10 protein-coding genes are annotated in these 13582 nt (G+C 43.0%); 1 reads left to right on the top strand and 9 read right to left on the bottom strand.

Going from position 1 to position 13582, the window contains the following annotated elements; genetic code table 11:
• Positions 1–166 precede the first annotated feature (166 nt).
• From MNY66_RS06480 to betI, 5 genes are all read right to left on the bottom strand, one after another.
• Positions 167–1069 carry an SAM hydrolase/SAM-dependent halogenase family protein gene (locus tag MNY66_RS06480; protein WP_047256628.1) on the bottom strand — a complete coding sequence of 301 codons (903 nt, stop codon included), beginning with the start codon at positions 1067–1069 and terminating at the stop codon, positions 167–169.
• A gap of 383 nt (positions 1070–1452) precedes the next feature.
• A complete protein-coding gene (locus tag MNY66_RS06475) occupies positions 1453–1899 on the bottom strand; it encodes a DUF6122 family protein (RefSeq protein ID WP_047256627.1) in 447 nt (148 codons plus the stop codon).
• Positions 1900–2280: 381 nt separating this feature from the next.
• Positions 2281–3930: a choline dehydrogenase gene (betA, locus tag MNY66_RS06470; protein ID WP_047256626.1), complete on the bottom strand. Its 1650-nt coding sequence runs from the start codon at positions 3928–3930 to the stop codon at positions 2281–2283.
• A gap of 42 nt (positions 3931–3972) precedes the next feature.
• Entirely contained in the window at positions 3973–5451 is a 1479-nt protein-coding gene (betB, locus tag MNY66_RS06465) for a betaine-aldehyde dehydrogenase (RefSeq protein ID WP_241501735.1), read from the bottom strand.
• Positions 5452–5461: 10 nt separating this feature from the next.
• Positions 5462–6058, bottom strand: coding sequence for a transcriptional regulator BetI (gene betI / locus MNY66_RS06460; RefSeq protein WP_047256624.1), 597 nt, complete (start codon positions 6056–6058; stop codon positions 5462–5464).
• Positions 6059–6268: 210 nt separating this feature from the next.
• On the opposite strand from betI, the gene MNY66_RS06455 reads away from it, so the two are divergent.
• A complete protein-coding gene (locus MNY66_RS06455; RefSeq protein WP_047256623.1) occupies positions 6269–8311 on the top strand; it encodes a choline transporter in 2043 nt (680 codons plus the stop codon).
• 215 nt (positions 8312–8526) lie between these two features.
• Here MNY66_RS06455 and MNY66_RS06450 read toward each other — a convergent pair whose 3' ends face one another.
• Genes MNY66_RS06450 through MNY66_RS06435 form a run of 4 tightly spaced genes read right to left on the bottom strand, consistent with a single transcriptional unit; the run spans position 8527 to position 13554 of the window.
• On the bottom strand, positions 8527–10284 hold the full coding sequence (locus MNY66_RS06450; protein WP_241501869.1) for an acetyl/propionyl/methylcrotonyl-CoA carboxylase subunit alpha: 1758 nt from the start codon (positions 10282–10284) through the stop codon (positions 8527–8529).
• Positions 10277–11953 carry a 5-oxoprolinase subunit B/C family protein gene (locus MNY66_RS06445; protein WP_241501734.1) on the bottom strand — a complete coding sequence of 559 codons (1677 nt, stop codon included), beginning with the start codon at positions 11951–11953 and terminating at the stop codon, positions 10277–10279. The genes MNY66_RS06450 and MNY66_RS06445 overlap by 8 nt, the downstream gene beginning before the upstream one ends.
• Positions 11954–11962: 9 nt before the next feature.
• Positions 11963–12769 carry a putative hydro-lyase gene (locus MNY66_RS06440; RefSeq protein WP_241501733.1) on the bottom strand — a complete coding sequence of 269 codons (807 nt, stop codon included), beginning with the start codon at positions 12767–12769 and terminating at the stop codon, positions 11963–11965.
• Entirely contained in the window at positions 12766–13554 is a 789-nt protein-coding gene (locus tag MNY66_RS06435) for a LamB/YcsF family protein (RefSeq protein ID WP_241501732.1), read from the bottom strand. The genes MNY66_RS06440 and MNY66_RS06435 overlap by 4 nt, the downstream gene beginning before the upstream one ends.
• Positions 13555–13582 lie beyond the last annotated feature (28 nt).

Here is a 13582-nt window from a genome sequence, read left to right as displayed (position 1 = left end):
AAATATACTTTGATCGTTATCACTAAGTAATAAAAAAATTATCAACCCACCCATTGTTAATTAAATGTAAATTGTAGTATCTGTATTTTGATCGGTTTATCTATAAATAATAATTAATATATCTATAAACGAATATTCGTAGGGATATGACTATTATAAATAACCGTTAATTACAAGCTTTAAAATTAATACTCCAGTCTCCCCCTGAAGATATTTGGTATTTTTCCGCAAAATTCATCATATTCAAAGCGACAGAAACATTCATTAAGCTATTAATATACACTAATGGTTTTCCCTTATTTACATCACCAAAGGTTGACACAAAAGGTGCCTTACCTTGGTACTTGATCGCTTTATGCTCAAATATTGTGATGCATAATTTGTCATGTTTATTAATATTGGCTTTCTTCAGCATATCAGCAGGAATATTCGTCCAAATATTGCCATAGCGTATATCCAATATAGGAATATTACCATTAATCTGCTGTTCACCCGTTATTTCTGCTGTTTGATAAGGAATGGAAGTTATTTCTTGAGGTAGTTTCGGTCCCACATCATCGAAACGCATTAATCCGGAGGCTAATTTAGCACCGACATAAGCGTAAACATCTCGGCCATGAAAGGTATAAGATTGGTTGGAGTTCTTTAATCTATTCGTCACTTCATTAATTTCTCTGACTTCAGCAATGCCGAATTTTTCCGCTACTAGAGTCAAAGTTCCATTATCTGGAGAAACAAAATATTGCTTATTTTTTGTTTTCAATACGACTGATTTACGCTCTGTTCCAACTCCGGGGTCAACAACGCTAACAAATACAGTTCCTGCTGGCCAGTACTCTGCGGTTTGATATAATCGATAAGCGGCCTGCCAAACATCATACGCGGGAATGTCATGGGTTAAATTGAATAATTGAATCTGATCATCAACGGTAAACGCTACCCCTTGCATTGCAGATACTGCGCCATCACCGAGACCAAAATCGCTCTGTAATACTAAAGCATGATTAGCCATCGAGGAAAAAGAGAATAACGAGCCAAGGATAACTAGCGAAAGTAATCTTTTTTTCATATAAACTAACCTCGAATATAGTTTAAACATGATTATTTACAATCAAATAGTGATATTATTCTATTAGTATGCATTAATTAATGACGATATACTATTTTTTAAATGTAAGTTAATTTATATTTATTAGTCAAATTAAAACAATTAATCCGTTATTATTTTTAAAAAACTATCCATATCTGAACGGCTCTATATTTGAAAATGTGAAATAACTCGCAAAAAAAAATCTTTAAATAGTGTAAGAAATAGATAATTAGGCTGGAGATAGCAAACTCAATTATTAAATAATAAATTCTAATGATAAAATCAATAGAATTAAATTACTCGATGATTTTGAAGAATAATTATTCCAATTAAAAATTACTGCGTAGCCTAAATGAAATCTATTAATCAGCCGTTATAGAGAATGGAAAATATATTTTCACCACCTCAGAATGTATTATCTCGGCCTGAATATGGCCTAAATAACAATCTAGAGAATCAGTCAATAGATGGAATAAGCATCCTACGGCTATCGCTCTTATTTTCCATGAAGGAATAACTAATAATAATCCATAAACGCTAGCTGCCCAAAGAGTATGGAGTGGGTGAAAGCCAATACTACAACGATTGGGATCAAAAATCGGCGTAGCTAATAAATGGTCTAAATCTATTGCTATAGTCGCTATCATTAAAAATGCTGCCATTTTCCAATGCTTCCCCCAAAATAAATAGGCTAATAATAGAGGAACCAAAAAATGGAAACTGTAATGGACTATATTTCTAATTAACTCAAAATTTCCAATCAATTCAATATTTTTAATAAATTCAATATTTTTAATCAACTCAGACATCGCGATAAAATCTCTAACTGGTGAATAGTTTTGTGCCTTTATTGAATATGATTATAACGTAAAATATTAAATAACATCGAAATTCATTATTATCTGAGAAATAAAACTTGAGAGATAACTCTTCGCGCGATTAAAAGCATAATGGAAAATGACAAAATACGAGAGAGATGATAGATAGGAGCCGAAGTTGATAGGTTAAATAGACAGAAGAAGAACTGCAAGCTACTCAAAAATGATACTCTTTTGCATCAGAATAACACAGGTAACTTGCAGTCTTTTATGAGGCATTCAGTTAACGCTAGCAAAATTATCAAACAGCATTATTATGCCCAGTTATCAAACCACATCAATACTAATACGATTAGCTAGCGTTACAACCTATCATGAATTAGCCACAAAATAGTCCGCCGTACTGGCGGCTAATGGTTGATGACCACGAATTTTATCGGCCATTTTTTCAGCGATCATAATTGTCGTGGCATTTAAATTACCGGTTATAATTTGTGGCATAATTGATGCGTCAACAACCCGGAGGTTTTCAACACCATAAACCTTACCAGAACCATCAACAACCGCCATTTCGTCAGTGCCCATTTTACAACTACCACACGGATGGAAGGCGGTTTCCGCACATTCTCGGACAAAGGCATCCAATTCTTCATCGCTCTGAATATGTTTACCCGGCTTAATTTCTTCACCGCGATACGCATCCAGCGCCGGTTGTGACATAATTTCACGAGTAATACGAATAGCCGCTCTGAACTCTTCCCAATCTTGCTCCGTCGACATGTAATTGAACAAAATACTCGGATGTTGACGTGGGTCGCGTGATTTTAAAGTTACACGACCGCGACTAGGCGAACGCATTGAACCAACATGTGCTTGAAAACTATGCTGATTAATTGCATTACTGCCATTATAGTTCACCGCTACAGGCAAAAAGTGGAACTGAATATTTGGCCAATCAAATTTATCGCTAGAGCGAATAAATCCCCCGGCTTCAAATTGATTGCTCGCACCAATGCCCGTGCCTTTGAATAACCATTCAGCGCCAATCATCGGCTGATTGTACCATTTTAATGCTGGATACAAAGATACGGGCTGTTTACATTCATACTGGAGATACATTTCCAGATGATCTTGTAAATTCTGCCCGACTCCCGGTAATACCTGTACCTCAGGAATATTAAATTGTTGCAATACTTGCTGCGGACCAATACCTGAACGTTGTAATATTTGTGGCGAGGCAATCGCTCCCGCACATAGCAACACTTCTTTTCTCGCTTGAGCCTGCACTGGTGTATTACTTTCACCAATAAAATAACGCACGCCTTTGGCTGTTTTGCCTTCAAATTCAATAATATCAGTGGTAGCGTGAGTAACTATGGTTAAATTACTGCGTTTACGCGCTTGATCAAGATATCCTCTGGCAGTGCTAGCACGGCGACCTTTCGGGGTTACCGTTCTGTCCATCGGACCAAAGCCTTCTTGTTGATAGCCATTAAGATCATCCGTTTGCGGATAACCGGCTTGAACTCCGGCCTCAACCATGGCATGAAATAATACATTATTGCCATTTTTTGGTGTGGTCACACTCACGGGACCTTCGCCGCCATGATAGTCGTTAGGGCCAATATCACGGGTTTCTGCTTTGCGGAAATAAGGTAAACATTCGGCATAGCGCCAATCTTCAAGGCCCGGCGTTTTCGCCCAATTGTCAAAATCCATGGCATTACCGCGGATATAACACATGCCATTGATTAATGAGGAACCTCCGAGACCTTTTCCTCGCCCACACTCCATACGACGGTTGTTCATATGAGGCTCAGGATCTGTTTCATAAGCCCAGTTATATCGTGTTCCCTGCAAAGGGTAAGCTAAAGCCGCAGGCATTTGAGTCCGGAAATCAACACGATAATCCGGGCCTCCCGCTTCCAGTAGCAGCACAGTAACATTAGGATCTTCTGTCAAGCGGGTAGCAAGAACGTTACCGGCTGAACCAGCACCGATAATAATGTAATCATAGTCCATTGTTATCTCCTCTGTTTCAGTCATTATGAGTTAATAGATAATTTAAAAAACCGATTCAAAATCTCCTAATTCAACTTGGATAGATTTTATTTGGGTATAATTTTGTAAAGTGACAATGCCATTTTCGCGGCCAACACCGGAGTGTTTATATCCACCCACCGGAACTTCAGCGGGTGATCCCCCCCAAGTATTAATCCAACAAATTCCAGCCTCCAATTGATGGATAACACGATGGGCTTGGGCTAAATCTGGAGTTACAATTCCTGCGGCTAAACCATACAACGTATTATTTGCGCGGCTGATTACTTCTGATTCACTTTGATAGCTTAAAATACTCATCACAGGGCCAAAAATTTCTTCTTGGGTAATTTTCATCTCATCGGTGCAATCAGTAAAAACAGTCGGTGCAACATACGCTCCATGCGCCAATGCGCCTTCTGTTAAACGATGACCACCGCACAGCAATTTTGCGCCCTGCTGTTTACCGCTATCAATATATTGCAGCACACGTTCCATATGTTGAAAGCTGACTAATGGACCAAAATTAGTCTCTGGATCCGTCGGCTCGCCTATACGAATACGCTGTACACGCTCAATGATTTTTTGTTCAAAACGCGATTTTAATGCGTCAGGAATAAATACCCGAGTACCATTGGTGCATACCTGTCCTGAGCTATAAAAATTAGCCATCATGGCGATATCTGCGGCTTTATCGAGATCAGCGTCCTCAAAAATAATCAGCGGCGATTTACCGCCCAGTTCCATAGTGACATCTTTTAAGCTAGAAGCAGATGCACTTGCCATCACTTTTTTACCGGTAACAACCCCCCCGGTAAATGACACTTTGGCGATATTAGGATGCTCAGTTAGCCATTGTCCCACTTGAGCGCCGGTCCCTGTTAAAACATTAAATACGCCATCAGGAACTCCTGCCTCGGTATAAATTTCAGCTAACTTAAGTGCCGTCAACGAGGTGACTTCACTGGGCTTAAAGATCATCGCATTTCCCGCGGCTAATGCCGGAGCCGATTTCCATAAAGCTATCTGAATAGGATAATTCCATGCGCCAATACCAGCTACCACGCCTAAAGGTTCACGACGGGTATAAGCCAAGGTGTTTTCCCCTAACGGGATCTGCTGGCCTTCGAGCATCGGGATCAAGCCAGCATAATATTCCAGCACATCAGCGCCAGTAACAATATCAACCGCTTCAGTTTCAGAAATTGCTTTCCCAGTATCTAATGTTTCTAATTGGGCTAGTTCTTCATTACGTTGGCGTAGAATATCAACCGCACGGCGCAAAATACGCGAGCGTTCCATCGCGCTCATCGCCGCCCAAACTTTTTGCCCACTGTGCGCACTTTCCACCGCATGTTCAACATCTTCAGGCGCAGCGGATTGCAGAGTCGCAATTACCTGACCATTGGCAGGGTTAATCGCTTCAAATGTGTTATGTTCCGGACAGATACTATCAACATAAGCACCATGGATATAAAGTTTTTTTAATTCAGTAACCTGCATTATTTCTCCTTTAAGACTTGCCGTATTTAGCCAATTGCGTGTCGATATAATGATTAGCGATAGTTATCGCCTCATCCGGCTGAAACGGTTTTTTGTTCAATGCACTCCGTAGCCATAAGCCATCGATAAGTGCAGCTAATCCTTTGGCAGCCTGTCTGGCGTGGGGTTTGTCCATCACACGCGCAAATTCAGCGCATAAATTCGAGTAAAGCCGCCTATCATTCACTTGTTGTAAACGATAAAGATTGGGCTGATGCATACTGCTGGCCCAAAACGCTAACCAAGTTTTCACCGCTGGACCACTGGTTTGGCTAGGATCAAAGTTAGCCGCGACAATCGCCCTTAATCGCATCGCTGGCGAACTGTCTTCCAGCAAACGTAAGCGGATAGCAACAGCAAAACCTAATTGATACTGGATATACCGCATACTGGCTTCAAGTAAGCCGTTCTTATCCTTGAAGTAATGGCTAATAATGCCATTGGATACGCCAGCTTTACGCGCAATCAACGCAATACTGGCTTCCTGCATACCGACTTCATTAATAACTTCTAAAGTTGCCTGGATTAATTGCTGTTTACGAATCGACTGAATTCCAACTTTTGGCATGCTTTTTAACCCGAAAAATCATTTTGTCTTACTCCATTAAACTTTTTTTTTATTGAATGTTCAATCAATATTACATATCTTTTATTACAAATGGTTTACAAAGATAGGCTGTTTTGCATCTGGAAATTTAAATGTTTTGATTAATATTCAATAAGTTAATTGAATTTTTTATCTTTTCATTCTTTTACCAACAAATTCAGGAACTGCAAAATGAACACACAGAACAGTTCAAAAAAACCACAAAAGGATAAATTAAATTGCGTGGTGTTTTTTACTTCTGCCGGACTGATCCTTTTGTTCGCATTATTTACAATATTGGCTACAGATACAGCAAATGTATGGATCGTTAAGACACTGGGCTGGGTATCAAAAACATTTGGCTGGTACTATCTGCTCGCTGCAACCTTATATATTGTTTTTGTTATCTTTATCGCGACATCACGTTTCGGTAATATCAAATTGGGCCCCGAGCAATCAAAACCCGAATTCAGTATGATCAGCTGGGCGGCGATGTTGTTTGCTGCTGGGATTGGCATAGATTTAATGTTTTTCTCTGTAGCAGAACCAGTTACTCAATATATGCTGCCGCCCACAGGCGAAGGTGAAACCGTAGAAGCAGCTCGTCAGGCGATGGTGTGGACACTCTTCCACTATGGCCTGACGGGCTGGTCTATGTACGCACTCATGGGCATCGCACTTGGTTACTTTAGTTATCGTTATAATTTACCCTTAACTATTCGTTCTGCTTTGTATCCTATTTTTGGACAGCGTATTTATGGCCCTATAGGGCATACCGTTGATATTGCAGCAGTTATCGGAACTATTTTCGGTATCGCCACCACTTTAGGTATCGGCGTAGTACAGCTCAATTATGGGCTAAAAGTCTTATTCGACTTTCCTGAAGGATTAGCCGTACAAAGTGGTTTAATTTTGTTATCGGTGATCATGGCGATTATTTCGGTAACGTCAGGCGTTAACAAAGGGATCCGTGTTCTGTCCGAAGTGAATGTATTGCTCGCCTTAGGATTAATCATCTTTGTTTTATATGTCGGCGATACTGAGTTTTTACTCAATGGATTAGTGCAGAATGTCGGCGATTATACTAATCGCTTTATGGGGATGACATTAAACAGCTTTGCCTTTGACAGACCAACCGAATGGATGAATAGCTGGACGCTGTTTTTCTGGGCATGGTGGGTCGCTTGGTCACCGTTTGTTGGGCTATTTTTAGCGCGCATTTCGCGCGGACGGACTATTCGTCAATTTGTGATGGGTACCTTAATTATTCCGTTCGTTTTTACCCTGTTATGGTTATCCATATTTGGTAACAGTGCGCTATATGAAATTATGCACGGTAACAAAGAACTTGCAGAAACCGTATTAGCCTATCCTGAACGTGGATTCTATTCATTGTTAGAGCTGTATCCCGGCTTTGGATTAAGTGCCTCAGTCGCCACTATTACCGGCTTATTATTCTATGTAACCTCCGCCGACTCGGGTTCTCTAGTCTTGGGTAACTTCACTTCGGAGCTGAGTGATATTAATAGCGAAGCCCCTAATTGGCTAAGAATTTTCTGGTCGCTAGCGATTGGTATTCTGACGCTCGGTATGCTGATGACCGACGGTATTTCTGCGTTACAAAATACCACCGTGATTATGGGCTTACCGTTCAGTTTCGTGATTTTCTTCGTGATGGCCGGATTGTATAAATCGCTACGGGTCGAAGATTTCCGCCGTGTAAGCTCGCTAAATACCACCGCCCCTACGCCAACGTATGGCAATGGTACGCTGAATTGGAAACAGCGCATTAGCCGAGTGATGAATTTCCCCGGTACAAAATATACCCAACGGATGCTAGATTTAGTCTGTCGCCCAGCAATGCAAGACGTTGCTAAAGAGTTGTCACTGCGCGGTGCGGATGTACAATTCTCTGAATTACCAGCAGAAAACGGCGAAAGACTTTATCGCCTAGAGCTAATTGTCTCTTTAGGAGAAGAGCAAAACTTTGTCTATCAAATCTGGCCACAGCACTATTCTGTGCCCGGTTTCACTTATCGCGCACGCTCCGGTAAATCGCATTATTACCGGTTAGAGACTTTCTTAATGGAAGGCACACAAGGTAATGATTTGATGGACTATACAAAAGAGCAAGTGATCAGCGATATTCTTGATCAATATGAAAAACATTTAAACTTCATTCACTTAAGCCGTGAAGCGCCTGGTCAGACCCTAACGTTTCCAGAAGTAAATTAATTAAATAGGCATAATTAATTGTTATGCCAAAAGGAGAAAAGCATTATAGCTTTTCTCCTTTTTTATCGATATGCGGCCCATTTTTATCGCTGTATCTTATCGTGATAAACCAGTCACGCATGGACTTTTAACTTTTGACTGCTAACTTTTAATTCATCTCGATATGGCGAGATATAGAATTAACCCGCTAGGCTATTAATACCGATGATATAAGATTAAATAATCTGAGCTATTTGGCTTTCTGCATGAATAAATTCGCCTTTAGGCACACCGTGTTTTAATTGGCCTGACTTAGGTGCTATCACCTGAACCTCCATTTTCATCGCCTCCATAATCGCAATCACCTCGCCTTTTTCAACATGTGTGCCTTCTGCCACCAACCAGTTAAACAAGATCCCGGAAATAGGCGCTTCAACCCTATTTTTTGATTCAGAAACTGCACTGGACTGAGGCCATTCAGCTAAGTTATGGCTCGTAGATTGCGCCGCTAGTCCATTCAACAGCAAAGCAGGCAGCGCTAAGCTATGCCGCTTGCCATCAATTTCAATTAATGTATGCGTTAACTGTTCAGCTGATGAAGGTAAATATCGTTTAGCCGCGGGAATTTGCACCGAAAACTCAGTTTCAATCCACTGGGTATGCACCGCAAAATCATGTTTAAAATCTGATTGTTCAACGATGGCTTGATGAAAAGGCAATACCGACGCAACACCTTCAATCTGACACTCGGCTAAGGCGCGACGGGCTCTCGCCAAGGCTTGTTCACGCGTCGCCCCGGTCACAATTAGTTTCGCCATCAATGAATCAAAAGTGCCAGGAATAACTGACCCCTGCTCTACTCCACTATCGACACGGATCCCTGGACCAGAAGGCATTAAAAAATGGGTGATTTTACCCGGTGTGGGTAAAAATCCATTCCCTGCATCTTCAGCGTTAATTCGAAACTCAAAGGCATGACCACGCGGCACAGGAGTTTCGGTGATACTCAATGGTAATCCTTGAGCCACTCGCAGCTGCTCAATAACCAGATCGACCCCCGCGGTTTCTTCAGTGACAGGGTGCTCAACTTGTAGGCGTGTATTCACTTCAAGAAAAGACAGCGTTCCATCTTGGCTCAATAAAAATTCGACCGTACCAGCTCCAACATAACCCGCCTTAGCACAAATAGCTTTAGATGCTTGGTGGATGCTGTCACGCTGGTAGTCGGTTAAAAAAGGAGCGGGAGCTTCTTCAACTAGCTTCTGATTTCGGCGTTGCAAAGAACAATCTCGGGTTCCCACCACCACGACATTCCCCTGCTTATCCGCAATAACCTGCGCTTCTATATGGCGTGGGTTATGTAAAAATTGTTCGATAAAACATTCACCGCGTCCAAATGCAACTGTCGCTTCTCTGACCGCTGAATGATATAGCTCTTCCACTTCCTCTAATTTCCACGCCACTTTTAATCCACGGCCACCGCCACCAAACGCCGCTTTTATGGCGATAGGTAATCCGTACTGCTGGGCAAAAGCCACAACTTCGGATGCATCAGTTACCGGGGCTTCCGTTCCGGTAACTAAAGGCGCGCCAACCTGTAGCGCTATTTGACGGGCTTTTACTTTATCGCCCAAAATATCGATGGTCTCTGGCTCTGGGCCAATCCAAGTTAATCCGGCCTCTTGAACTGCGCGAGCAAATTCCGCACGCTCTGATAAAAAACCGTACCCCGGGTGAACTAGGGTAGCACCCGATTTTTTGGCGATAGCGATTAATTTCTCAATATTTAAATAGCTATCAGCTGGGGTATTACCAGCCAAGCTATAAGCTTCATCAGCCAATTTAACATGCAGTGCATTAAAATCACTTTCTGCATATACCGCGACCGAAGCAAGGCCATAGTCGCGGCAAGCGCGAATAATACGTACCGCAATCTCACCACGATTAGCAATTAAAACTTTATCCGTTGTCACAGAAGGATTGATATTATTCATCATTTGCGCTGCCTTTATTTATTTCATTAAATTGACTAATCGGGTTAAAGCGAATACGGCCATTAATCGGGATTTGTCCTGCTAAATCAAGATGATATTCTGCTACAGTAGCTATTACCGGATACCCTCCAGTCAACGGATGATCATGGAGAAATAACACTGGCTGTCCATCTGCAGGCACTTGGATCGCACCGAGGCACGTTCCCTCACTAGGGAGCTCTTGCGTTTGACTGCGACTCAGCGCATGTTCAGCGGATAAACGTAAGCCAATACGATTAGAGGCCGGAGTGACTTGCCAAGATTGCTGTAATAACCGTTCTAGCGCCTGAGCAGTAAACCAGTCCGTTCGCGGACCGAGATAAATATCCAGTACCGTTATCTCTTCGCTAGTAGGATAACGAAATGCCGGCATTTCAGTTAAGGAAACAGCAGAGAGCGGCGATGAGTGTTGAGATAAAGACCAAACCCGAGAGTTAATTGCTATCTGCTCACCGACTTTTAATGGCGCAGGACCAACATTGGCGAGCGAATCATAAGAACAACTGCCCAAAATAGGAGACACAGCAAAGCCGCCACGTACCGCTAAATATCGACGAACCCCAGAGGTTAACTGCCCCAATATCAGCTGATCACCACAGGCTAAATGCACTGGCTGATAACTGGGCAAAGCATGAACCTGTTGATCTGCCGTGATCAACTCGATAGCACCGGTTGCCCCGGTGATAGCAATCAGCATATCGCACTCGGCTTGAGCACGAAATCCACCTTGGGTTATTTCTAAACACACCGTATCAGGAGGATTACCGACGGCACGATTAGCACTGTGCAGCGCCTGTTTATCCATAGCTCCCGAGGCGGATATTCCTAATGCCGCCTGACCAGCACGCCCAGCATCTTGATATAACGTTTGCAATCCAACAGATAATAAAGTGAGTCCGACGATAGAAGACGGTGTTTCTTTGTCGGTCATCGCGGTATTTTGCGAGGCTGGAGTTGCAGATAACACACGGCTATTTTCAGTTGAATCAATCGTAGGCAAACTAATAGTTGGGGGGGCTTGATCGGCATTATAGAAACTAACTTGATAACCGGGTTTTAATAAAGCTGGCTCGGCGCGATCAATATCCCACATCGCCATATCTGTTTTACCAATCAACTGCCATCCTCCGGGACTGGCCTGCGGGTAAATCCCACTGAATTCTCCCGCTAAAGCAACTGAACCGGCAGGAATACGGGTTCGGGGAGTCTTTCTACGTGGTACATTTATTTGTGCATCCGGCGCTATCATATAGGCAAAACCTGGAGCAAACCCGGTAAAAGCGACCTGATAGAGAGATTCTGTATGGCGAGTAATCAACTGCGCTGTTGTCATACCTAAATATTCAGCGACATCAGACAGATCTTCGCCACAATAATGAACAGGAATAGCCAAATGTTTACCCTGCTTCAGTAACTTTGCGGATAAATCACAGCGAGCAATTTGACGCGCTAAACGCGTTGGCGTAGTGATCCAAGGGGAATAATGGACTAACAATGTTTTTGCCGCCGGAATAATTTGCTCGATGCCGGCTATTGATTGAGTATTTAGTGCAGCAAAAAGCGCTAACGTGTGTTCTAAGTTCGTTAATTCAACCAATAGCGCACGATCATTTATCGGTAAAAAGCGCACAATAACCCCCTAAACATGGTAAGCCGCATCCGGCACATCGGTAATAAACATATAACCGGGAGCATGACTAAGGGCAAAAGGTACGCCAGATTTCATGACCGCAGCTTGTGGCGTCACACCACAGGCCCAAAATACTGGGATCTCGCCAGCCTCAATTCGCACGACATCACCAAAATCTGGCTGCATAATATCGCTGATCCCTAACGCTTCAGGACACCCTACATGCACCGGACTGCCGTGTACTGCAGGAAACCGCCCACTGATCATTACAGCGTCAGCCACTCTGTCGGCGGCAATAGGGCGCATAGAAACCACCAGCTCACCTTGTAATCGCCCTGCGGGTCGGCATAACTGGTTAGTACGATACATGGGGACATTACACTTATCTGTAATATGACGGATTTCAATACCCGCTTCTCGCATTGGCGTTTCAAACGTAAAACTGCACCCTATCAAAAAAGTGACTAAATCAGGATGTTGGTGATAAATATCAGTGGCATCAGTGATTTCATCGACGAGTTTACCTTGCTGCCAAACACGATAACGCGGTATGTCTGTACGTAAATCGGCATCTTCAGCTAATACCGTTTGCCAATTTCCCGCATTACAAACATCTAAAATAGGACAACTTTGAGGATTACGCTGTGCATACAATAAAAAATCAAAAGCCCATTCTTTTGGCAGCGCTATCATATTAGCTTGTGTCATGCCGGGAGCCATTCCCGCAGTCGGCTGATTAAATCCATGGCGAATAGATTCGCGCGCGGCCTTGGCAGCCGCGATTGCCGCTGTACTTGCTTGCATCAGTGCGCTCATTTTGCCTCCTCAACAATGGTGGCAGAGATAAATGAGCCGACAGTAATACCTTGCTGCTCGAGAGCTAGACGTAGCTGACGCGCCATTTCAACCGCGCCCGGGCTATCGCCATGCACACAAATAGAATCAGCCTCTATTGGCGTAAATTGGCCTTCAATAGACATCAATCCGCCTTGCTGCACTAATTGCACCATCCGCTCAGCAACCTGCTGTGGATCATGTAATACGGCCCCAGCCTGTTGGCGTGAAACTAAACGCCCATCGGCATGGTAAGCTCTGTCGGCAAAAGCCTCAGCAACCGTATTTAATCCGGCATCTTTAGCCCATTGCACTAACGGGGAGCCGGCTAATACCACCAGTTCTAATTGCTTATCAAGCGCTAACATGGCGTCGATAACCGCCATCGCCTGACGCTTATCCTGCGCGATGGTGTTATATAACGCCCCGTGCGGTTTAACGTATCTCACATCTGTGCCCGCTGTCGTCGCCAAACCAATTAATGCCCCAATTTGATAAATGACATCCGCAAACAGCTCTGAATAGGACAAATCCATATTTCGCCGACCAAAACCGACTAAATCGGGATAAGCCACATGAGCGCCAACCACGACATTATTCTGCATCGCTGCTCGTAAAGTAGCCAAAATGCCCGTTGGTGATCCCGCATGGAAACCACAAGCAATATTGGCGCTACTAACAATTTTCAGCATCGCTGCATCGTCGCCCATTTGCCATTGTCCAAAGCTTTCACCTAAATCACTGTTTAAATCGATTCTTTTTCTCATTATTTGGTCTGCCTTATTCTGTGTATTG

The organism is Moellerella wisconsensis (assembly GCF_022592395.1).
GTDB classification, from domain to species: domain Bacteria; phylum Pseudomonadota; class Gammaproteobacteria; order Enterobacterales; family Enterobacteriaceae; genus Moellerella; species Moellerella wisconsensis.
Note: the sequence above shows the minus strand (reverse complement) of the source record. Positions and strands in the feature narration are given on the sequence as shown.